The following is a 24,427-nucleotide window of genomic DNA, read 5'->3' as shown; positions in this document are numbered from 1 at the left end:
CCACGAAACGAGGCGGGTGGCAAACATAGTCTCGGTGGCAGAGCCGGTGGCAGCCAACGCCCGGCTGACTCAGGCCCAACATGGGGCGCTTTTCAGCCCTCACGCAATCATCTGCTACGGCTTAGATCGTCGATTTCAAAGGTTTCTTGGCCGGAGGCTTGAGACGAATACGAACGGGACGTCCTTCAGCATGATCCACCTCGAACGAATTTGTCTTCTTCACCAGATCGCTCAATTTCTTGAAACCGAAGGTCCTTGGATCGAAGTCAGGTGCCAGGTTCGCAAGTCGAGTCCCAACCGCGCCCAGCGGCACCCATCCATCCTCGGTCTCCATCTGCGCAATCACCCTCTTGATTATCGGTGTGGCAGCGCTCGGCGGCTCTAGTGAGCGCGCTGCCTGTACAGCATCTGCTTCGTTTGTCGCGACAGGTGGAGCTAAGTTTTCGGTGTAGATGAATCGGCGACAGGCTTGTCGGAAGCTTTCCGGTGTCTTCTGTTCGCCGAATCCGAAAACGTCGATGCCTTGCTCCCGGATGCGTGATGCTAAGCGAGTGAAGTCGCTATCGGAAGAGACCAAGCAGAAGCCGTCAAATCTTCCACTGTGCAGGAGGTCCATCGCGTCGATGACGAGCGTGATATCTGAGGCGTTCTTACCCGTCGTGTAGGCAAATAGTTGTTGCGGAATTATCGCGTGCCGAGCGAGAACGTCGATCCAAGCCTTGGAGCGAGTACTGGCGAAGTCGCCATAGATGCGTCGCACGCTCGCCTCGCCAATTTTGGCAATTTCCTCAAACAGACCGTCGACAATTTTCGCGGACGCGTTGTCAGCATCTATGAGCACCGCGAGACGTGGCGAACGCGTTTCAGACATTTAGAAGCTCCGCAGCAACGTTTTGATCCATTCACGATGGCCGACGTCCCAGTCGGTTGCAATTGGCCGAGCGCTATTTGTCGAATAATGATGCAAGCCGGAGACGAGGACTCACACGCTCCCGGCATCAAACAGGTTTGGGGGCGGCGTCGTGAACGACGGCGCGCCCCCATTCCCTGGCTTGGTATAGGCGTGCCCCTTGCCTACACTTCGCCTACGCCCCCTCAATTCGGCTCGCGGATCGCATCATCCAGCCCGCGCAGCAGCGGATAGAGGAAATAGGAGATCACCGTGCGGGTACCCACCTTGATTTCCGTCGACACGGTCATGCCGGGCAGCAGTCTTACCGGCGCTCCGGCAGCATTCAGCCTGGTATCGGCCAGCAGGATGCGCGCCTTGAAGAAGGGGGCGGATGGCTGGCTCGGGATGGCGGTCTGTTCCGGTTGGCCGGTGAGGAAGGTGTCCTCGCTGATCGTTCGCACTTCGCCGGTTGCCGTACCGTATTTCTGGAAGGGATAGGCGTCGAGTTTGATGCGGGCTTCCTTGCCGACGGCCACGCGGCCGATGTCGCGGGTGTTGATCGAGACTTCGGCTTCGAGCGGCACGTTGATCGGCACCAACGTCACGACGGGCTCGGCCTCGCGCACGACGGAACCGACCGAGCGCTGGGCGAGATCGAGCACGACGGCATCGGCAGGTGCGGTCAGCGCCACCATGTTGCGGCGCAGCTCCATCTTCTTCAGTTCTTCGCCGGTCATGTCGCGCTGGCCGCGCAGATCCACCAGCTGCTCCATCGCGGCGCGGCGGAAATCCTCGATGAAGGCCTGGCGGTCGGCGCGCAGTTTCGCATAGGCGTGGACTGCCTCGTCGGCCTTGCCGCGCACGGCGGTGATATCGGCCTCCACATCGAGGCGGGCGTCGCGCGAGCCGAGCATGGTGAGCAGCGAGCCGCTTTCCGAGTCATAGAGCTTCTTTCGCGTCGCCTCGATCTGCGAAAGGGTGTCGCGCCGGTCGTTCAGCACGGCCTCCTGATTGCGGTTTGCCGCAAGCACGGACGATTGGCCGGCGATCTGCTGTTCGAAATTCTGCAGCTGCGCCGTGTAGAAGGCCCGCCGCTGGCCGAAGAGCTGCAGCTGCAGCTGCTCATCCTGCGTGTTGCCGGCGATCTTCGAATAGTCCTCGCCGGTAAGCTCGGCCTCCAGGCGCTTCACCTGAGCGTCGAGGGCGGAAAACTTCGCCCTCAGCTGCCCGACGTCGGCCTGGCTGAAAGTGGCGTCAAGCGTCGCCAGCGTCTGGCCGGCACGCACCACCTCGCCGGCCTTCACGTCGATCGTGCGGATGATCGAGGTTTCGAGCGGCTGGACGACGATGGTCGGCTGGGTGGTGACGAGTTTGCCCGGCGCAACCACCACTTCGTCGATGGAGGAGACCGAGGCCCAGGTGATCGCCGCGGCAAGCAGCGCCGTGACGCAATAGAGCGTCATGCGGGCAACACGCGGCGGCGCGCGTTCTTCGAGCTCGACGGCATCGGACTGGAACTCGGCAATTGCCGGCGGCAGTGGCGGGCGGGCGATGAGTTCCTTGCCCTTCTCCGGGCCCTTGTCTGATGGCCCCTTGCCTGAAGGGACCGGCAGGTTATCGCTGGGTTTTCCGACGTGCGCGTTCATGCGACCTGCCTCATCTGCTGTGCCCAGAGGTGGCGGTAGGTCATGCAGCGCGACACGAGCTGATCGTGCCGGCCGATATCGGCGACCTTGCCGCGATCGATGACGAGAATGGCATCGGCATCGACAAGCGTCGAAAGCCGGTGCGAGACGATGATAACAGTGCGGCCGGCAGCGATCCGGCTGAGATTGTCGCGGATGATCGCCTCGCTGTCAGGGTCGAGCGCGCTTGTGGCCTCATCGAAGATCAGCAGCCTCGGGTCGGTAATCAAAGCGCGGGCAATGGCAAGCCTCTGCCTCTGGCCGCCCGAGAGGTTGGCGGCATTTTCCTCCAGCATCGTATCGAAGCCGCGCGGCAGGCGCTCGATGAACTCTTCGGCGCCGGCGATGCGGGCGACCTCCATGATCTCCTCGATGCTGGCATCGGGCTTGGCGGCGGCAATGTTGTCGCGCACCGAGCCGCGGAACAGGAAATTATCCTGCAGCACGACGCCGATGCTGGTTCTGAGATGCACGAGGTCGATCTCGCGGCTGTCATAGCCATCCATGCGCACCAGCCCCTCCTGGCTCTGGTAGAGCCCCTGGATGAGCCGGGTGATCGTCGTCTTGCCCGAGCCGCTCTTGCCGACCACGCCGAAGACGCAACCTGCCGGAATGGCGAAGGAGACATTGTCGAGCGCCGGCGCGGCATCAGGCGCATAACGGAAGCTGACCTTGTCGAATTCGATGCGGCCCTGCAGATGCGGCCTCACACCACGCCCGCGACCCGCCTGCTCCGGCCGCTGGTTCATGATCTCGCCGAGCATGCGCACGGAGAGCGCCACTTCCTGATATTCATGCACCATGGTGACGATCTGCACGAGCGGCCCCGAGACGCGGCCGGCGAGCATGTTGAAGGCAACCAGCGCACCGATCGTCATCGCGCCGCTGAACACGTCGAGCGCACCGAGGCCGATGATCGCAACACTCATCAGCTTTTCCAGCAATCCCGTCAGCGACTGGGCGATGGTCGAGATCTTCTCGACGCGGAAACGCACGGAGATCGATTGGGCCGAATAATCGTCCCACACCTTGCGCTGGCGCGGCTCCAGCGCCAGCGATTTGACGGTGCGCATGCCGTGCACGGTTTCCACCAGCAGGGCCTGCCGGTCGCCTTCGGCCTGGTAAAGCGCCTTCAGGCGGCGCTGGAAAGGCCCGACGAGCATCATCACCACGAGGCCGACAAGCGCTGCGAAACCGAGCACCACGAGCGTCAGCTTCACGCTGTAGAGAAGCAGGATCGGCACGAAGACGAAGAGCGAGACACCGTCGAGAAGCGTCAGGAACAGCCGGCCGGTCAGGAATTCGCGGATGCGCCCCGTCTGCTGCATATGCTTGACGAGAACGCCGGCCGAGGCCTGCTCGAAGAGCGCGATCGGCAGGTTGAGCAGATGGCCGAAAGTGCGGGTGGCGACGCGGATGTCGATCCTGTTCGTGGCGTAGAGCAGCAGATAGCGCCTGAGGAAGCTGAAGGTCGCGTCGAAGACGAGTGCGATGGCAATGCCGATCGTCAGAACCGTCAGCGTCGCATAGCTCTGGTGCACGAGCACCTTGTCGATGACGAGCTGGAAGAAGATCGGCGTCATCAGCCCCAGGCCGTAAAGCACGAAGGCGGCAAGCGCGACATCGCGGAAGAAGCTTCGCTGCTTGATGACCTCGGGGATGAACCAGCGGAAGCCGAAGGGCCGGTCTTCATCCGACATGCGATAGTTGCGCTTCAGCAGAACCACTGAGCCGAGCCAGGCCTTGGCGAACTGCTCCTCGCTCAGCATCATCACGTCTGGGCGGGTGGCGAGCGGGTCGAGAACCCGGATCCTCTCCTCCTCGCCCTCCCCGACAGCGCCGGCGATGACCACCCAATTGCCGTTAGTGAGTTCGGCGAGCACCGGGAAGGCCTCGCCGAGCTGGAACAGGCTTCGCCAGTTGAGATCAAGATGCTTGGCCCTCAGGCCCGCATCCTTTGCCATGCGCAAGAGCTGCCGCACGGCAACGGGATCGTTGCCGACGGCATAATCGTGCTGCAAGCGCTCAGGAGAAAGATCGACGCCGTGATGACGTGCGACGAGCGCAAGACAGTGCAGGTTTGTATGCAGAAAACCACTCATGGCCCACCCGAAACATTACGACCGAAGCGATATTTGTTTATCAGTTGAAGTTCGGCGAAGCGTTCGAAGCGCCGGCCTGCCCCGCCTGGATATCGGCGGCTGCGGCAGCCGACATATCGCCGACCCGGCGAACCGCACCCGCCTCGACCAGGCCGCCAAGCGCCTTCTGCATGAGATCGACCGCATTGGCGAAGGCGTCGACCGGCATGATGATGCGCTGGCGGAAGACCGGCTTCGGATTGTTGTTGGCGTCACGGTCGGTCGCCGACAGCGACATCAGGTCGATGCGCACGATCGTGCCGGTGATGGTGATTTCGCCGATGCCGTCAGCATAAAGTTCGTTGCTCATTGTTCTCTCCTTTGGTTGATCTCAAAAACTTGTTCATCTTCGGTCCGATGCGTGCGTATCGTGCCGCCATGCCGGAAACGGATCGCGAAGGCCGATGGCGGTCTCCGGATCGAAGCCCGTCTCCTCCCCGGCCAGGCAATCGTCGAGCGCGCTGCGGATGGCTTGCCCGTCGAATCCGGAACCGATGAAGACGAGCTCCTGGCGGCGATCGCCCCAGACATCGTCCCAGTGCCGCTCGATCAGCTGGCGGAACTGCGGATAACGCGGCCATTGCGCCCGCGGCACGGAAGCCCACCAGAACCCCCTGGTATCGATGCGGCATTGGGTGCCGGCAATCGACAGCAGGCCGATCTCATCAGGCCTTGTGGCCAGCCAGAAATGGCCCTTTGCGCGGATGAGGCCCTGCCATTTCCTGGCCAGAAAATCGCTCAGCCGCGCGGGATCGAAGGGCCGGCGGCTGCGATAGACGAAACTTGCAATGCCGTATTCCTCGGTCTCCGGCACATGGTCGCCCCAGCCGAAGAGTTCCTTGTGCCAGAGCGGATGACGAGCGGCCTTCGCCTCGCTGAAGAAGCCGGTATCCATGATCGCGTCAAGCGGCACCTGGCCGAAGACCGCCTCGATGACCCGGGCATCCGGATTGAGCGCCGCGACCACCCGGCGAACCTCGGCGAGCGTTGCGGGCGGCACCTCGCCTGCCTTGTTGATGATGACGACATCGGAAAACTCGATCTGCTCGACGAGGAGTTCGACGAGCTTGCGCTCATCATCGCCGTCACGTCTTTCGCCGCGATCGGCAAGGAATTCGGCGCTTTGGTAATCGGCAAGCAGATTGACCGCATCGACGACGCAGACCATCGTGTCGAGCCTTGCCACGTCGCAGAGCGCTGCCCCGCTCTCGTTGCGGAAGGAGAAGGTGGCTGCGACCGGCAGCGGCTCGGCAATGCCGGTGCCCTCGATCAGCAGATAATCGAAACGGCCGGCGGCGGCGAGCCGCCGGACCTCGTTCAGGAGATCATCGCGCAGGGTGCAGCAGATGCATCCGTTGGTGAGCTCCACCAGCGTCTCGTCCGTGCGCGAGAGGTCTGCGCCCCCCTCGCGCAAGAGATCCGCATCGATGTTGACCTCGCTCATATCATTGACGATGACAGCTACCCGGCGACCTTCACGATTGCTCAACACATGGTTGAGCACAGTCGTCTTTCCGGCGCCGAGAAACCCGGCGAGAACCGTGACCGGCAATCTATTGTCTGTACGCATCGTCGATACTCACCTTTTACAGCATGCCTTGCATACTCGCGGGCTTTACGCCGCGAGCTGCGGTTTGAACGCCACGTCCACATAGTAGTTTGTGCTGTTGTAGCTGCTCGTCGGGAACAACCCGCCCGATCCGTAGGCATAGACGCCGTTGTTGCCGGCGGGTGCCTTCAGGTCGCCGTTCGTCACGTCGCTGGCGAAGTAATTGCCTGTTGCCGAGTAGTTGCCTGATGTCGAGTAGGAAACGACGTAGGTCGTATCCGCCTGGATCGCGACCTGCTGGGTAAGCTGCGCGGTCTGCCAGCCGCTGGCCGTCTCATTGTTGAAGGTGACGCTGCCGAGCAGAGTGCCCGACGCCGTCCACAGATAGCCGCTGTGCGGGCCTGTATTGTTTGCCCCCTTGTAGAAGCGGATGCTGGTGATCCAGCCTGCCGTATCGGCCTGGAATTTCATGCCGAGATTGACCGGCTGGTTGTCGTTGACCGAGGCGACCGAGGGCGTCGCATTGGCGGCAAAGACGTTCTGCTCCGGTCCTGCCGCCGGGTTGTTGACGGTGAGCGCAACATTGGCTGCCGCCGTGCCGCCCTTGCCGTCTGATATGGCGTAGCTGAAGCTCGCCAGGCCGGAATAGCCGGCCGTCGGCGTGAAGGTCACCGTCTGGTTCTGGGCGTTGTAGGCGACCGAGCCGTTAACCGCGCCGCTGACGCCGGTGATCGACAAGGGATCGCCATCGGCATCGGTATCGTTTGCCAGCAGAGCCGAAGCTTGGATGGTCACAGGCGTTCCCGTGTTGGTCGTAAAGCCGCTGTCATTGACGGCGACCGGAACCGCATTCTGCGCGCCCTGTTTATAGAGCACGTCGACCCAGTAGTTGGTGGCATTGTAGGAAGCGGTCGGGAACAGGCTGCCCGTGCCATAGGCATAGACGCCGTTGCCGCCGCTGACCGAACTTGCCGGCGCCGTCAGCGCGCCGCTCGTATGATCGGTCGTGAAATAATTGGCCGATGCCGAGTAGAAGCCGTTGGAATGGTAGCTCGCCACATAGGTGGTGCCTGAGGTGATGCTGATCGGCTGGGTGAAGCTCACCGTCTGCCAGCCACTCGCCGTCTCGTTGATGAAGGTTGCCTGCCCGAGCAACTGGCCGCTCGCGCTCCACAGCGAGCCGATATGCGTGCCGCTATCCCCGGCGCTCCTGTAATAGGTGAGCCCGGTGATCTGGCCATTGGCGGAAGCGATGAACTTGACGCCGAGTTCGACAGAGTTGGCGTCATTGGCGCCGGCAACCCCCGACGTGTCTGCGCCGGTAAACAGGCTCGACGTCGTGCCCCCGCCGGGCGGCGTGCCGACAGTGAGGCTGACCGTGGCCGACGCCGTTCCGCCAAGCCCATCCGAGATCGAATAGGAGAAGCTAGCCGCACCCGTATAACCCGCCGTTGGCGTGAAAGTGACGGACTTGGTCTGGCTGTTGAAAGTCACCGTTCCGTTGACCGCACCGTTGACACCGGTGATGCTGAGCGGATCGCCATCCGCATCGGTGTCGTTTGCAAGCAGGCTGGCTGCGGCAATCGACAGCGCCGTGTCGGAATAGGTCGTGTAGCCATTGTCATTGGCGGCAACCGGCACCGCGTTGCCCGTCGCCTGGTTGTAGACGACATCCACCCAGTAGTTCGACGATTGGTAGCTCGAAGTCGGAAATGCCGAAACCCCGACCGCGTAGACGCCATTGCTGCCGGCGAGCGCCGTCAGCGAGCCATGGGTATGGGCTGACGTGAAATAATTTGCCGTCGCCACATAGGAGCCTGTCGTGCTGTAGGAGGCGACATAGGTCGTGCCGGCTGTGATATGCACCGGGTTGGTGAATGTCGCGGTCTGCCAACCGCTCACGGATCCGCTGTCGGCGAAACTGACGGTCGCAACCAGCGTTCCGTCTGCCGTCCACAGGGAGCCGGTATGGGGCCCGCTATCGCCGGCCGCTTTGTAGTAGCGGATGCCAGCAATCGTGCCGCGGGTCGAAGCGACGAACTTCATGCCGAGTTGCATCGACTGGCCGTCGTTGAAGCTTGCGCCCGTCGGCCCTTCGCTTGACGTAAACAGCGTTTCCCCGGCAGGGCCTGGGTTGACAGTAAGGCTGACGCTGCCCTGATCCGTGCCGCCACGGCCATCCGACAGCGTATAGGTGAAGCTTGCCGGCCCCGAATAATTGTTGGTCGGCGTGAAGATGACGGTGCCGTTCTGCTTGTTGAGCGTCACCGTGCCGTTGACGGCATTGCCGACGGCCGAAATCGTCAGCGCATCGCCATTGGGATCGGTATCGTTTCCGACAAGCGAGGCGATCGAGATGACAACCGTGTCGTTGCCGGAGATGGTCAGGCCCGTATCGTCGGTCGCGACGGGCGCGCTGTTGGGGCCGGCATCGAAGACCACGTCGACCCAGTAATTGGTGCCGGTGCCGGGGCTTTGGCCGGGGAATATGCCGGCAGTGCTGCCGTAGGCGAAGACGCCACCGCCATCGACGGCCTTCACCGCGCCGCTGGCATAGGTGCCACTGGCGAAATAATTGCTCGTCACCGAGTAGTAACCGCTGCTGTGATAGGAAGCCACGTAGGTCGTGCCGGCCGCAATCTGGACCGGGCTGGAGAACATCACCGTCTGCCAGCCGGAGAGCGATTCATCGACGGACACGCCAGTCGCCAGCAACGTTCCGTCGGCCTTCCAGAGGCTGACAACATGGTCGCCGATATTGTAGAAGCCCTTATAGAAGCGGATGCCCTGCACGGAACCTGCGGTCGTTGTCTGGAAGCGCAGGCCGAGCTCGACCGGATCGCGATCGATCGCCACTTCGGTCGCCGGCTTTTCCGCGAGCGTCCACAGGCCCGTCGTTCCCGGCAGCGTGACGGTGACCTGCTTGCCGGCCGATGGCGCCTCAAGATTGACGCTGTCGTCGACGGCGCGCGACATGATCGTGTAGGTGCCGCTTGCCTGGACGACCCAGTTATAGCTCCAGTTCTCGCGGCCTGTCGCCTTGAACCAGTGCTGGCCGCCATCGGTGGAGACTTCCACGCCGGCAATGATGCCGCCGCCGAAATCCTGCGCCGTGCCGGTGATGGTGACGTGCTGACCTTCGAGGAAGCTTGCCCCAATGATGGGCGACGAGATCGACGAGGTCGGCTTCAGCATGTCGGTCGATTTGGTCGCGAGGATCAGGCTGGCATCGAGCGTGGTCGGCTGGATGCCCATGTCCGCGAACATGTTGACCATCGCCTGCTGCACGTTGCGATCGGTTGACGTGGCCGGGCCCTGGTGGTTGTCGCTCAATCCCCAGGACCAGAAGACGGTGCCGGCGCCGAAGACGAGCGCGCCACTTTCCGCCCGGTACATGGTGAGACTATGGGTGGCGACTGCAGAACCGACCGTCGTGCCGTAATCGCGCAGATAGGTATCGACCGAGACCGACGAGAGCGACAGGTTGATGAGACCATCCGGCCGGAAGCCGTTCTCGACATCGGAATCCCACTCATAGCCGAGCAAGTTCTGCACCAGACTGTAGGTCTGGCCTTCATTCAGCTGGGAGACATCGGTATTGCGCCAGAAGCGCAGGTTCGAATAGTCGTAGGGGATGGAGATCGTATCCTGGCGGTAGGCGTCCACCTGGAACATCGTGCCAGACAGCGCATTCTCCGGCTCCTGCCCCGGATCGGCATAGCGCGGATCGCGCCAGGTGCCGGTGCCGACATTGCTCGGATCCGTGCTCGTGCCCCAGGTCTCCTTGTAACAGACCATGGTGCGATAGGCCTGGCCGCTGCCGTCGATGCTGCTCTGCCAGCGAACCTTCCAGTAGCACTCATTGCCGCTCCAGAAGGCGAGGTTCACACCCGCATCGCGGGCCGCCTCGACATTGGCGCGCTGCTCGGCAGACCAGTATTCGTCATGGCCGACGGAGAGATAGGCATCGTGGTTGAGCAGCAAGCTGCCACTGCGCGCCGCATCGACGCCTGATATATAGGAAACGTCGTAGCCGTTCTGCTCCAGCCACGAGATGGCGGAGGATTCGACGCCGAAGATATAATCGTGGGAGCCGCCGACCGGGCTCGTATTGGTGATGATCGGCCTGTTATAGCTGACCGCCGAGGCACGGCCGATCGCCTGCAGGCCGCAGCTGCAGTTCGGCGGCAGGTAGCCGATCATGGCAGCCGGATCGACGGGCACTTCGCCATAATAGAGGCTGGCGCCGCCCCAGGCATTATAGGCCTGCCATGTCGTATCCGAGGTCTGGAAGACGATATTGCTGGTGGAGGCGTCGTCGCGCACGACGAAGGGGATGATGCTTGCGTCCGCGGTGCCGTCCTCGCGCACCAGCTTGGCGAAATAGACGCCCGAGACGGCATCGGCAGGGATCTGCCAGCTGGCCGAGACCGACCAGTTGCCGCAATCGATGAGACCGAGCGACATGTCGACGATCGGATGCGGCTGGATCTGCGCCGTGGTCAGCGATTTCTCGATCGAGTCGACCTTGCGCGCACCGGCCCCGCCATAATAGCCCATGCGATAGATATCGATGCGGTAATGGGTGGAATCCGTGGCGATCTTGAAATCGACCGTCTGGCCGATATTGGTGCTGATTTCGGTGGCAAAGCCCTGGATGGTGCCGTTGCCATCGCCCGTCAATCCCCATTCGCTGATGGGGTTGCCCTGCTTCATGTTCTCGAGCGCGATCTTGTTGGGCGTCGCCGCAGTTGCAGCAGCCGCAGCCGCCGCCACCGGTGCTGCAAGCGCCGCAGGCGCCGCAGCCGTGTCGGCGGAAGCGTCCTGGCTTGGCCCCAGCGAGATGGAGGCTATCGAGGTCTGAAGGCGCAATGACGTCGTGCCGGAACCGGCGGCAGGATCGGCCGGCGGCGTGGTAGCGCCTCCCGTGCCGGCATCGCTGGTAACACCCGTCAGCGTGGGCGCCGCAGGCAGCGTCGCAGCCTCCTCGTACGGGTCGGGGCCGAGCACGGTGCGCTCGGATGGCGTGGTCGTCGTCTGCAACACCGTCGCAACCGACGCCGTCTTGGCGGACGTGTTCTGCGCGCCGCCGTCGCCTGCAGGCGCAGGCATCGCCGTCGGTGGTATCGAGGCAGTCAGCACGCCGCCCGATGAGATCGGCGCGGCGGGCTGCATGATATTGCCGGTAAAGGAACCTGTGAAGGAGGACGGGACGGCAGCCCCGTCGAGATTGGCAAAACTGAGGGAACCATCGGTACTCGTGGAAGATACAACCGTCGCGGTTCCCAGCACTGCGCTCCAGGCTGACGGTGCACGACAGATACTCAACGCTCCACCAAATGTACTCAGGTACTCACGGTTACTAACGCGAATTCTCCGCATCAGCGGCATCCCCTTCCGCATCGGCCGGCCCTTCGGCCGCATAGCAAGACGTTCATTCTGGCACCTTTGCTAAGGGAACGTACGACAGCAATCAGGGGTATGAGGGAGGTATCCCCTACGCCGATATGATGATCCTCAACGCATACCGGCCGACAAAGTCGCAAAGCTGCCTGCGGCTATTGCCAGGGCCTTTCCGGGCTGGAGATGCCCGGCCCACCGGCTCTCAATCGACCTTGACAAGCGCCTCCAAGTCGAGACGCTATTGGGCTCGCAACGTCGTAGAAAAACGAGGATAGGATGAGGTTCAGCAGACCGGTAGTCGCAGGCGTGGTTGGCGTGACAGCGTGTGTGTTTGGCGCGTGCCTTGCGGCATCGCCTGCGCTCGCACAGGAAGTCGAGCCGCCCGCTCCATGGGTTAAGCTCACCGGTTCGCATGCCGGAGCGGTCGGAACATGCTCAATGATTGATGCGAGCGATATCGAGGCTTGTTATATGGTCCGGTGCGACGCCAAGAACGGTCTCATCTTCGAGATTGGCGATGCCACTGTTGGTGATAACGGCCTGCGATTGGCGCGCTTCGAGATTGGGAGGTACAAAGAGACGATCCGCCTCGACGGGAACAGTTCCGATCGGCGAACGATTGTTCTCTCAAAGCATCCGAAGCTGCTTGCCGCCCTGACATCTGGCGCCGATTTCGCCACTATGTTCGCCATCAAGGCCGGTGAGATAGATTACAGCACCGGCTTTGAACTTACGGGTGCGCGAGACCAGATATCTCGCCTGGCAAGTGGCTGCCGAACCAAGCCGTGACGATGGGCAAGGGTGCCGACCTAGGTGGCTGACGCTGGTTGAAAAGGAATTCTGGGCCGGACCGGCTGCTCGAGCCGGTTACGTTGTCCTGCGCCGCCCGCGCTACCAGGCCGGAAACGGATCTTCGAGCGTGGCCCAGTCGCGCGGATCGGCGCTGGCGAGGCATCCGTCCAGTGCGGTCCGCACACCTGTCTCGTCCATATCAACACCGATGAACACGAGCTCCTGCCGACGGTCGCCCCAGGCGCTGTCCCACCGGCTCTCGAGATGCTGACGAAACTGCTGATGGTTCGGCCAGTCCTGCCGGGGCACGGCTGCCCACCACAGTCCCATGGGCTCGCAGCGCCGTTGGACGCCGGCAGCCGACATCAGGCCCACATGACGCGGGCGCGTGGCAAGCCAGAAGTGGCCTTTGGCACGCATCACCCCCGGCCAGGGCTCGTCCAGGAATGCTCGAAACCGCATGGGGTCGAAGGGACGCCTCGTGCGGTAGACAAAGCTCGACACCCCGTATTCCTCCGTTTCCGGCACATGGTCGCCCGGGCTGTACAGTTCCTTGTGCCACAGCGGGTGTGCGGCAGCCTTTGCTTCATCGAAGAGGCCCGTATTGAGGATGGTTGCCAGAGAAACCTTGCCGAAGTCCGTTTCCACCTGGCGCGCATCCGGGTTGAGCGCGGCAACGATCTTGCGGACATCAGCGCGGATCTCTTCGCTCGCCTCCGAGATCTTGTTGATCACGACAACATCGGCAAACTCGATCTGATCCACCAACAGGTCGATGAGTGTGCGCCGGTCCTCACCGTCACGCTGCATGCCGCGGTCGGCAAGCAGATCGGCACTGCTATAGTCGGCTAACAGGTTTGCAGCGTCGACCACGGTGACCATTGTGTCGAGGCTGGCGAAATCGGCGAGCGAGACGCCGTTCTCGTCGCGGAAGGAAAAGGTTGCCGCGATCGGACATGGCTCGGCAATGCCGGTCCCCTCGATCAACAGATAATCGTATCGCCCCTCTTCGGCCAGTCGCCGCACCTCCGTCAGGAGGTCGTTGCGCAGGGTGCAGCATATGCAGCCATTGCTGAGCTCGATCAATGTCTCCGTCGTATGCGAGAGGTTGCAGCCGCCGTCTCGGATGAGACTGGCGTCGATGTTCACTTCGCTCATATCGTTGACAATGACGGCGACCCGCAGGCCCTGACGATTCATCAGCACGTGGCTGAGAAGCGTCGTCTTGCCGGCGCCGAGGAAGCCGGTGAGCACTGTCACGGGTAGCCGGTCGATCCCGTTCATCGACGCCTCTCGGACATGGACGTGCGGGGCGACCAGCGCCGCGGCGAGCATTTGCGTCGTATGAGCCTCATTCCGATCCGGTTCCCGACCTCCTCGATCCGTCATGCGGCAAGCTGCGGTCGGAAGACCACATCGGCATAGTAGTTCGCTGAATTGAAGGTGCTGGTCGGGAAGAGACCTGCGGTGGCGGAGCCGCCATAGGCATAGAGGCCATTGCCGCTTGCCGGCGCCGTCAGCGGACCGTTGGTGACGGCAGCGGTGAAGAAGCTGTCGGTCGCCACGTAGGCGCCTGTCGTGTGGTAGGAGGCGACATAGACGGTGTTGGCGGCAATGGTGAAGGGCGTCGTGAAGTTCGCCGTCTGCCAACCGCTCGCCGTGGTGGTGGTGAAGGTGGCAGTGGCAAGCTTGGTGCCCGTGGAGCTCCACAGGTCGACGACGTTCTGGCCGTTGTCGTTGGCGCTGCGGTAGAACCTGATGCCGGTAATGTCGCCGGCGACGTTCGACTGGAACTTGACGCCGAGCTCGAGTTGCTGACCGTCATTGAGGTTCGTCTGGGCCGGCGTGCTGGAGGCGGAGAACAGGCTGTAGGTCGATGGCCCCGCCGCTGCGGCGATCGTGAAAGTCTCGTTGGTCGAGAGGCCGCCGATATCGGTTGCCGTGACCTTGACGCCATAGTTGCCTACTGTCGTCGGCGTGCCGGAGAAGGTGCGCGTCGTGGCGTTGAAGGCAAGCCAGGAAGGCAATGCGGTGCCGTCGGCAGCCGTTGCCGAATAGGTCAGCGTCTCGCCGCTGTCGACATCGGAGAAGGTGGTCGTCGGCACCACGAAGGAGAAGGCAGAGCCGACGGTGGCATTCTGGGTCGCCGTCTGGACGGCGAGCGCCGGCGCGTCATTGGCGCCATGGATGGTGATGGTGAGGTTTGCCGAGGCGGTGGTGCCGGCGGTATCACGCATCGTGTAGCTGAAGACATCGTTCAGCGTGTTGGTCGACAGGCGTAGCGCCTGCACGGCGGAATTGGTCTCGTTGATCGTATAGGTATAGGTGCCCGATGCATTGAGCACGAGGCTGCCGTAAGTGCCGTTCAGCGCCGAGCCGAGCGTGCCTGAGGTCGCGCCGAAGCTGACTGCGCTCACCGTCTTGGTGTCGCCGGAATCCGGATCGGTGTCGTTGGTCAGCACGTTGCCGCTGGCAACCACACCACCCGAACCATTGGCGACACCGCCCTTCTCGGTCGCATCCCCCGTATCGGCAACCGCCGTCGGCGTCGTGTTGCCGGGCACCGACACGGCGATGTTGAAGGTCTCGTTGGCGGCAAGGCCGCCGAGGTCTGTCGCGGTCACCTTGACGCCATAGGTCCCGCCTGTCGTCGGCGTGCCGGAGAATGTCCGCGTCGAGGCATTGAAGCTCAGCCAGGAGGGAAGTGCGGTGCCGTCGGCAGCCGTTGCCGCGTAGGCCAGCGTCTCGCCGCTGTCGACATCGGAGAAGGTGGTCGTCGGCAGCACGTAGGAGAAGGCCGAGCCGACGGCGGCATTCTGGGTCGCCGTCTGGACGGCCAGCACCGGCGCGTCATTGGCGCCATGGATGGTGACGGTCAGATTTGCCGTGGCGGTGGCCCCGGCGGTATCACGCATCGTGTAGCTGAAGACATCGTTCAGCGTGTTGGTCGACAGGCGTAGCGCCTGGACGGCTGAATTGGTCTCGTTGATCGTATAGGTATAGGTACCCGATGCATTGAGAACGAGACTGCCATAAGTGCCGTTCAGCGCCGAGCCGAGCGTGCCCGACGTCGCGCCGAAGCTGACCGCACTCACCGTTTTGGTGTCGCCAGCATCCGGATCGGTGTCGTTGGTCAGCACGTTGCCGCTGGCAACCACACCACCCGAACCATTGGCGACACCGCCCTTCTCGGTCGCATCACCCGTATCGGCAACCGCCGTCGGCGTCGTGTTGTTCGCATTCGAGGGACGAAAGACCACGTCGGCCCAGTAATTGGTGGCGCTGAAAGTGGCGTTCGGGAAAATGCCTGCGGTGGCGGAGCCGCCATAGCGGTAGACGCCATTGCCGCTGGCTGGCGCTGTCAGCGGGCCGCTGGTGGCGGCAGCGGTAAAGAAATTAGCGGTCGCCACGTATGCGCCTGTCGTGTGGTAGGAGGCGACATAGACGGTGTTGGCGGCAATGGTGAAGGGCGTCGTGAAGTTCGCCGTCTGCCAGCCGCTCGCCGTGGTGGTGGTGAAGGTGGCGGTGGCAAGCTTGGTGCCCGTGGAGCTCCACAGGTCGACGACGTTCTGGCCGTTGTCGTTGGCGCTGCGGTAGAACCTGATGCCGGTAATGTCGCCGGCGACGTTCGACTGGAACTTGACGCCGAGCTCGAGTTGCTGACCGTCATTGAGGTTCGTCTGGGCCGGCGTGCTGGAGGCGGAGAACAGGCTGTAGGTCGATGGCCCCGCCGCTGCGGCGATCGTGAAAGTCTCGTTGGTCGAGAGGCCGCCGATATCGGTTGCCGTGACCTTGACGCCATAGTTGCCTACTGTCGTCGGCGTGCCGGAGAAGGTGCGCGTCGTGGCGTTGAAGGCAAGCCAGGAAGGCAATGCGGTGCCGTCGGCAGCCGTTGCCGAATAGGTCAGCGTCTCGCCGCTGTCGACATCGGAGAAGGTGGTCGTCGGCACCACGAAGGAGAAGGCAGAGCCGACGGTGGCATTCTGGGTCGCCGTCTGGACGGCGAGCGCCGGCGCGTCATTGGCGCCATGGATGGTGATGGTGAGGTTTGCCGAGGCGGTGGTGCCGGCGGTATCACGCATCGTGTAGCTGAAGACATCGTTCAGCGTGTTGGTCGACAGGCGTAGCGCCTGCACGGCGGAATTGGTCTCGTTGATCGTATAGGTATAGGTGCCCGATGCATTGAGCACGAGGCTGCCGTAAGTGCCGTTCAGCGCCGAGCCGAGCGTGCCTGAGGTCGCGCCGAAGCTGACTGCGCTCACCGTCTTGGTGTCGCCGGAATCCGGATCGGTGTCGTTGGTCAGCACGTTGCCGCTGGCAACCACACCACCCGAACCATTGGCGACACCGCCCTTCTCGGTCGCATCCCCCGTATCGGCAACCGCCGTCGGCGTCGTGTTGCCGGGCACCGACACGGCGATGTTGAAGGTCTCGTTGGCGGCAAGGCCGCCGAGGTCTGTCGCGGTCACCTTGACGCCATAGGTCCCGCCTGTCGTCGGCGTGCCGGAGAATGTCCGCGTCGAGGCATTGAAGCTCAGCCAGGAGGGAAGTGCGGTGCCGTCGGCAGCCGTTGCCGCGTAGGCCAGCGTCTCGCCGCTGTCGACATCGGAGAAGGTGGTCGTCGGCAGCACGTAGGAGAAGGCCGAGCCGACGGCGGCATTCTGGGTCGCCGTCTGGACGGCCAGCACCGGCGCGTCATTGGCGCCATGGATGGTGACGGTCAGATTTGCCGTGGCGGTGGCCCCGGCGGTATCACGCATCGTGTAGCTGAAGACATCGTTCAGCGTGTTGGTCGACAGGCGTAGCGCCTGGACGGCTGAATTGGTCTCGTTGATCGTATAGGTATAGGTACCCGATGCATTGAGAACGAGACTGCCATAAGTGCCGTTCAGCGCCGAGCCGAGCGTGCCCGACGTCGCGCCGAAGCTGACCGCACTCACCGTTTTGGTGTCGCCAGCATCCGGATCGGTGTCGTTGGTCAGCACGTTGCCGCTGGCAACCACACCACCCGAACCATTGGCGACACCGCCCTTCTCGGTCGCATCCCCCGCATCGGCAACCGCCGTCGGCGTCGTGTTGTTCGCATTCGAGGGATTGAACATCACATCGACCCAATAGTTCGTCTGGTCGAAGCTGGTCGTCGGGAACGCGCTATTGCCATAGTTATAGACGCCGTTGCCGCTTGCCGGCGCCGTCAGCGGGCCACTCGTCACATTGGAGAGGAAGTAGTTGGCGGTCGTCGAATAGTTGCCGACATTCGTATGGTAAGATGCCGTATAGGTCTGTCCGGCTGTCAACGTCACCGGGCTCGTGAAAGAAGCGTTCTGCCAGCCGCTCGCAGTCTCGTTGGTGAAGGTGAGGGTCGCAAGTCGCGTACCCGTGCTTGACCAGAGTGACCCGGTATGTGTGCCTGTATCCAGGCTGCTCTTGTAAAACCGAATGCCGCTGACCGTGCCCGCCACGGAGGACTGGAATTTGACCCCGAGTTCGACGGCTGCAGCATCGTCGGTGTTGACGACCGCGGGCGTCGCGCCACCGAAGAGTGATGTAAAAGTCGGCCCGGTGACGGTGACGGTGCGTCCCGCCGAGGGTGTCTCGAGATTGATGCTGTCGTCCACCGCCCGCGACCGGATCGTGTAGGTACCGGCGATCGCCGGCACCCAGCTATAAGTCCAGTTCTCATCGCCTGTCGCCGGATGCCAGCTCGCGCCATTGTCGGTCGAAACCTCGACGCTGGCGATGACCCCGCCGCCCGTATCGGCAGCGGTGCCCGAAATCGTCACGGTGGATCCAGCGGTCACCGTGGCAGGTACCGTGATAGTGGAGGTCGGCGCAACATGGTCCGACGAAGCCGTCGTTGCAGTAAGCCCGGATTGCAGCGTCCCCGGCTGAATGCCCATATCGGCAAGCAGATTGACCATTGCCTGCTGCACGCGAGGATCGGTCGGGGTCGCCTCGTTATCGTGATTGTCGCTCAGGCCCCATGTCCAATAAACCGTACCGGCGCCGAACACCAGCGCACCGCTGGGGGCGCGGTAGAGTGTCAGATTGTGGGTCGCGTTCGCACTGCCGGTCGTATTTCCGTAGTCGAGCAAATAGGTGCTGACGGGCAGCGTCGTCGATGACAGTTTTACGAGCCCGGCCGGATCGAAGCCATTGTCAGGCGCTTCATCCCACTCGTAACCAAGATAATTCTTGGTGAGCGTTGCCGTCTGGCCGGGTTGAAGGTTTGCGACGCTCGTATTGCGCCAGAAGCGCAGGTTGGCATCATCATAGGCAACCTTGATCGCGCCAAGATTGCCGCCGACATCGTCGACCTTGAACAATTGGCCGGTCAGCGAGTTCTCGGGATTGCCGCCGCCGATGGCAGGCGGGCTGAGGCGTGGGTCGCGGAAGGTGCCTGTCCATTCATTGGTAGGATCGAGGCTGGTACCCGGAGGGCCCCATGTCTCCTTGTAGGAGATCAGCGTGCGATAAGGTGTTCCGTCGGCGCTGTAGGCATTGCCCCAACGGGTACGCCAATAGACCTCGTTGCCGCTCCAGAACATCAGGTTGACGCCCGCATCGCGTGCGGCTTCGACATTGGTTCTCTGCTGTCCCGACCAGTATTCGTCGTGCCCGGCATCGACATAGGTCTTGTGATTGAGCAATAGGCTGCCATAGCGGTCGACGTCGAGGCCCGACATATAAGAGACGTCATAGCCGTTCTGTTCCAGCCAGTAGATGCCCGCATATTCGGCGCCGAACAAATAGTCCTGCGGGCCGGCATAGGTGCCGACCCCGTCGCGGGTCGCAATCGGCCTGTTGTAGCTGAGCGCATAGGCGCGGCCTGCCCCCTGCCCCGTCGCCGGGCCGTTGCCGCCATAGAAGTTTGCGCCACCCCAGCCGTTGTAAGCTTGCCAGGTCTCGTCTGCGGTCTGGAAGACGATGTCGCTGTGGCTGGCGTCATCGCGCACGATGAACGGGATTTGATTTTCGCCGAAGGTGCCGTCCTGGCGCACGAGCTTGGCGATATAGACGCCCGAGACGGCATCACTTGGTACGGTCCAGGACGCCGAGACGGCCCAGTTGCCGGCGTCCACCGTGCCGGTCGTGGCATTGCGCAGCGGATTGGGCTGCGTCTGCAATCCGGTATGCTGTATGGTCGTGACCTTGCGGGCACCCATGCCGCCATAATAGCCGAGCCGATAGATATCAATCCGATAGTTGGTGGAATTCGTATTGATCTTGAAGCTGACCGTGTTGCCGTTGTCGACGCTGATGTCGGTCGCAAACCCCTCGATGTTGGTGCTGCCAGAACCGCTGATGCCCCACTCGCTCTCCGGATTGCCCTGCTTCTGGTTTTCCAGCACGATCGCATTGCTCGCCACCGCGGCGGCCGCCAGATCTTGCGTTGCCAACGACCGCTGCGCAGAAGGTGCAGGTGGTGTCGTCACCGAGCCGGAAAGGACAGCTCTACCCTTGGTGCCGGTTCCCGTTCCCATCTCTCCGCCGCCGGGCAATGATCCGTTGGAGATCGCCGAGTTCGTCCACTCTGCGGTTCCGCGCCAGCCCGCGAACGAGGATACGTCACGATCGACAAGCGGATCACTGACCGATGCGCCGATGGCCTTCTTGATCGTCGACACATAATCCGGCCCGTCGGTAAATTTGGTCCCCGGCAACTGACCGTCCTGCTGAAGCAGGCCGCTGCCGTGGGCCCAATCGAGAATCCGCGTGGGGGAGGTATAGTAGCCGCATCCGCACACACCATAGGGCATGCCAACCGCCAGCGCGGCTCCAGCATGATGCGCAGTAGACTGCGCTGATGGCGTCGATTCGAGAATGACGACCTTGCCCGAGTGAGAACGTTCGCCCCCCACGGCAGCAGAATCTTGCCCTGAAGCTGTCGGTGCAGGGCCTTGCGGCAAATACGAAGCCAGAGGATCGTCGCCTATGAAGCTCATTCCAGCGTAGGCGCGCGGAAGGGATGGTGTCGCCCCGAACGCAACTCTGTCCGCATCCGGCGCGAAATGTGCAAAACCCGGCGTATGAGCGGATGATGCGGATGCGGCCAGATCACCGCTGCGCTCTCCCATTTCGCGATTGATTTTGAAAGTGTCAGGCAAGGGCGGCGCTACGAGCCTATCGTCGGCCCGACCGTCCGCGTCGACGTTCACGCCCGCTGTCTGTCCAACGTCATGCTCGCTGAGCACCGCATCCTTATGGGGATCGTCCTTATGGGGATCGTCGACAAGGGCGCCCTGATTGGTTCCAGTCGCAGTTTGCACCGAGGCCGCAAGCTGAGCACTATCCTCGCGCGGTTCGGCAGGCTTGCGCGGCCTTTCCTTTCCGCCTCCGCCGACAGTGAACCATCGGGGAATCAACGAATCCACCAGGAGTGAGCGCGAAGTCCAGCGGCGAGCGTTGCGATACATAGCGGGTACCTCTCGCGAGATTATGAGGATCAATCTATGAGGTTCGCTTCATACGAAATCGCTTCATACGAGGCACTGAAGTATAGTCGAAAAAGAAGCGAGTATATCCTACGCCTTTTGCTCTATCGGCTGCATCCTTTTGGAACGGCCGTGCCGCATGGCCAAGAAATGGGCGAGACACGTGAAGTCACAAAATCGTGTACTGGACCGGTTCGGGTGATGGCAAAAGCCTTTGGGATCGCGGCGTCTTCGATCGGGCACGGGTCGGTCCAACTCCGTACCCGCTCGCCGTCCCTCACGGCGAGCGCGCCTATTTCTGCGTGCATAACCTTTGATTTTCCAGGGTAATGCCTCTTTGCCGCGCAGGGATATATGCTTCCGTTCGATACAGGGTGAAGCATCCGCCCCCACCTCATCAATAATGATGAGGCAAAGCAAACGGCCTCCACCTTCCTCAAGGCTTCGCCAGGCTGCACACTAACGATGCGGATTCGGACCTGCCGTCCGGCCGTCGAGTAGCGTCAAGGCATTGGACCGGCATCCGTTTAAGGATGTTTGCAGGCGAGATATGTACATGAATTCATCGCACCGCACGCTCCACCTCTTTTTTCGTGCGACAGCTGTCATCGGAGCACTCGTATTTCTTGCAGGAGCTGTGCCGCCGGCTCTCGCCGACAGCGCGCCCCCGGCTCCACAAACCTTGGCTCCACAAACGAAGATCCGCCTGACGATCGTCCAATGGATGCAATCCAGGGGCCAATATGAACGATGGGATGCGCTTGGCGGCGAATACACGGTGTCGGATGACGGCACGGTCCTTTTGCCGTTTCTTGGAACCCTTTCCATCGGCAATCTAGATAACGCCGACCTCACAAACGAGATAGCCAGGCGTCTGCAGGAAAAAATCGGCTTGGTTCAGGCGCCGGCGGTCACCATCGAAATTCTCGAATACCCGCCGATCTACGTCGTCGGAGACGTAACCACGCCTGGGCAGTACAGTTTCCGCCCCGGACTTACCGTCCTGCAATCCCTGGCAATGAGCGGCGGGCCGCGTCGCGCCAAAGAGGAGCAGCAAACGCATTCGATCCAGATCGTAGGGGAGTTGCGCGAAATCGATCACTCGATCCTGCGCAGCACCGCGAGATTGGCGCGACTCCAGGCGGAGATGGATGAAGCCGACGAGATTACCTTCGACCAGACGACCGACGTCGATCAGCAATTTGCTGCCGGGATATACAACGAGGAAAGGGTTATCTTTCGGGCTCGCGCCAATGCGATGGACAGGCAATCAAGGGCGTTTACGGAATTACGCGATCTTTTGATCAAGGAAATATCGACGTTGGAAGAGAAACTGTCGGGCGCAGACGACAATATCAAATCGGTCGAGGACCAGTTGGTCAGCGTCAAGTCCCTGGTCCAGAAAGGCCTGACGATCTCGTCACGGCAGATGGATCTGGAACGGTTGCTGACGACTTACCGCTCCGACAAGCTCGACCTTGTCACCGCCGTCATGCGGGGCCGCCAGGCGATCAGCGAGACAACTAGGAATCTCGAGGGGCTTTACGACGCACGCCGGAGCGAAGTGGCGACCGAAGCACAATCCGAACGGGCAAGTCTCGATCAATTCAAGCTGAAGCGCGAAACACTACAGAAGCTGCTCATCGCGGACCTTGGGAGCAATGACAGCGTCAAGAGCCTTACCGACGACCTCCCGCTTACCTTTAGCGTGACCCGTCGGAACGCAGGACAAATCAATCAGTTCCAAGCCTCGGAAACGACGGCGCTGGCACCGGGCGATGTGGTGAGGGTCATTCAGCCGCACATTTTGGACAATTCGCCTCAGGCCGACACAAGCCCATCTTTCGAGTCCCAAACGCTTGCAGATCGAGCCGGCCAGTGAACCGCGGCGTGCACGTGTTCTCAACAACGTGGGAGCGGAGGTTCGAGCGCCACCAAGGCGCTCAGGCCGTCTGCCTCAAAGAAATCGCTCTTGATATGGACCGGCCTGAAATTAACCTGGCAGCTAGGGTTGAGTGATGAACCTGCGTATGATCCCGCCCAGCGGTCAGACTTATACCCAAATCCTCAAATCGACGATGCTGATGGGCGGTTCCTCGCTTGTTAATGTCGCCCTTAGCATCATTCGCAACAAGGCGCTCGCCGTTCTGCTCGGTCCTGAAGGCGTGGGGCTTCTCGGCCTTTACGGGGCAATCCTCGATATCGCGCAGGCGATAGCTGGTTTGGGCGTGAGCAGCAGCGGTGTGCGCCGGGTCGCCGAGGCGGCGGGCGCCGGCGACGAAGAGAGGATCGCGCGGTCGGCGACGGCGCTCAGACGCATCTCGGTGGTGCTCGGGTTGCTTGGCGGGCTTTTGCTTGCGGCGCTGGCATTTCCGGTCTCGAAATTCACCTTCGGCGACTACCAGCACGCCGGCGCCATTGTGCTGCTCTCCCTGGCCGTATTCTTTCGGCTCATGGCTGCCGGGCAAGCTGCGTTGATCCAGGGCTTGCGAGGCATTGCAAATCTTGCCCGCATCAACGTGCTGTCAGGGCTCTTCGCCACGATCGTCAGCATTCCGTTGATCTATCTGTTCGGCGAAAAGGCGATCGCACCCTCTCTCGTGGCGATCGCGGCCGTCTCGGTCCTTCCCACCTGGTGGTACAGCAAACAAATATCCACGCAGCCGCCGCCGATGTCGGCGCGCGAGTTCGGCGGGGAAGCGAAAGCCCTGTTCAGGCTCGGCGTCGTTTTCATGGCAAGCGGACTTCTGACCTTCGGCGCGGCCTATGCCATCCGCATTATCGTGCTGAACGAAGGGGGCGTGGTCGCGGCGGGATTGTACCAGGCGGCCTGGGCGCTTGGCGGTCTCTACGCCGGTTTCATCCTGCAGGCGATGGGAACGGACTTCTATCCGCGCCTGACCGCAATCGCGAACAATCATGCCGAGTGCAACCGGCTGGTCAATGAGCAGGCGGAAATCAGCATATTGCTGGCTGGCCCCGGTCTGATCGCCACGTTGACCCTGGCGCCGCTCGTGATGAGTTTGTTCTATTCCGCGGAGTTTCATGGGGCTGTGGATCTTCTGCGCTGGATCTGCCTTGGGATGATGCTCAGGATTGTCGCCTGGCCGATGGGTTTCATCGTCCTGGCGAAGGGTGCGCAGACTATTTTCTTCTGGACGGAGGTCGCTGCGACTTTGGTGCATGTGGGGCTGGCCTGGCTCTTGGTATCGAAGCTCGGCACCACAGGGGCCGGCATGGCGTTTTTCGGCCTCTATATCTGGCATAGTATTCTGATCTACGTGATCGTGCGGCGGCTCACCGGCTTTCGCTGGTCGACCGCCAATTGCAGGCACGCGCTTCTCTTCCTGCCCGCATCGGGATTGGTCGTCTCGGCCTTTTTGCTCTTGCCGCCATGGTCGGCGATGGCGATCGGCTGCGTCGCCGTTGTTGTGACCGGGCTTTACTCGCTGCGCATGCTGGTCGCACTGCTTCCACCGGAGTCGATGCCCGCAATCGTCAGAGGATGGATCACAAAATCCGCATAAGAA

11 protein-coding genes are annotated in these 24,427 nt (G+C 62.0%); 3 read left to right on the top strand and 8 right to left on the bottom strand.

The features are described from left to right. Positions 1-121 precede the first annotated feature (121 nt). The 6 genes from EFB14_RS21270 to EFB14_RS21245 all read right to left on the bottom strand — a co-directional run bounded on the left by EFB14_RS21270 (position 122) and on the right by EFB14_RS21245 (position 11,670). Entirely contained in the window at positions 122-871 is a 750-nt protein-coding gene (locus EFB14_RS21270) for an NYN domain-containing protein (protein ID WP_126828736.1), read from the bottom strand. A gap of 224 nt (positions 872-1,095) precedes the next feature. Further along, positions 1,096-2,538, bottom strand: a complete 1,443-nt coding sequence (locus EFB14_RS21265; protein ID WP_126828734.1) for an HlyD family type I secretion periplasmic adaptor subunit — start codon at positions 2,536-2,538, stop codon at positions 1,096-1,098. Then, positions 2,535-4,679, bottom strand: a complete 2,145-nt coding sequence (locus EFB14_RS21260) for a peptidase domain-containing ABC transporter (RefSeq protein WP_126828731.1) — start codon at positions 4,677-4,679, stop codon at positions 2,535-2,537. The genes EFB14_RS21265 and EFB14_RS21260 overlap by 4 nt, the downstream gene beginning before the upstream one ends. A 40-nt stretch (positions 4,680-4,719) precedes the next feature. Beyond that, positions 4,720-5,028: a hypothetical protein gene (locus EFB14_RS21255; protein WP_126828729.1), complete on the bottom strand. Its 309-nt coding sequence runs from the start codon at positions 5,026-5,028 to the stop codon at positions 4,720-4,722. Between the two features lie 33 nt (positions 5,029-5,061). Next, positions 5,062-6,288, bottom strand: coding sequence for a GTP-binding protein (locus EFB14_RS21250; RefSeq protein WP_125844217.1), 1,227 nt, complete (start codon positions 6,286-6,288; stop codon positions 5,062-5,064). Positions 6,289-6,333: 45 nt separating this feature from the next. Further along, a complete protein-coding gene (locus EFB14_RS21245) occupies positions 6,334-11,670 on the bottom strand; it encodes a DUF4082 domain-containing protein (protein ID WP_183604892.1) in 5,337 nt (1,778 codons plus the stop codon). A 438-nt stretch (positions 11,671-12,108) separates the two neighbouring features. On the opposite strand from EFB14_RS21245, the gene EFB14_RS21240 reads away from it, so the two are divergent. After that, the gene (locus EFB14_RS21240) at positions 12,109-12,459 is read left to right on the top strand and encodes a hypothetical protein (protein ID WP_245438275.1); all 351 of its coding nucleotides are present in this window, start codon (positions 12,109-12,111) and stop codon (positions 12,457-12,459) included. 102 nt (positions 12,460-12,561) lie between these two features. Here EFB14_RS21240 and EFB14_RS21235 read toward each other — a convergent pair whose 3' ends face one another. Both EFB14_RS21235 and EFB14_RS21230 read right to left on the bottom strand, forming a co-directional pair. Then, complete coding sequence (locus EFB14_RS21235; protein ID WP_126828724.1) at positions 12,562-13,746, bottom strand: GTP-binding protein; 1,185 nt, start codon at positions 13,744-13,746, stop codon at positions 12,562-12,564. A 101-nt stretch (positions 13,747-13,847) separates the two neighbouring features. Beyond that, complete coding sequence (locus EFB14_RS21230; RefSeq protein ID WP_126828722.1) at positions 13,848-20,879, bottom strand: DUF4082 domain-containing protein; 7,032 nt, start codon at positions 20,877-20,879, stop codon at positions 13,848-13,850. A 574-nt stretch (positions 20,880-21,453) separates the two neighbouring features. Here EFB14_RS21230 and EFB14_RS21225 point away from each other — a divergent pair. Both EFB14_RS21225 and EFB14_RS21220 read left to right on the top strand, forming a co-directional pair. Then, the gene (locus EFB14_RS21225; RefSeq protein ID WP_183604891.1) at positions 21,454-22,779 is read left to right on the top strand and encodes a polysaccharide biosynthesis/export family protein; all 1,326 of its coding nucleotides are present in this window, start codon (positions 21,454-21,456) and stop codon (positions 22,777-22,779) included. A 136-nt stretch (positions 22,780-22,915) separates the two neighbouring features. Further along, a complete protein-coding gene (locus EFB14_RS21220) occupies positions 22,916-24,424 on the top strand; it encodes an O-antigen translocase (protein ID WP_126828718.1) in 1,509 nt (502 codons plus the stop codon). Positions 24,425-24,427 lie beyond the last annotated feature (3 nt).

It is taken from the genome of Rhizobium fabae (genome assembly GCF_003985135.1).
GTDB lineage: Bacteria > Pseudomonadota > Alphaproteobacteria > Rhizobiales > Rhizobiaceae > Rhizobium > Rhizobium pisi.
The sequence above is the reverse complement of the archived record's forward strand: the minus strand, read 5'-3'. Positions and strand labels throughout refer to the sequence as shown.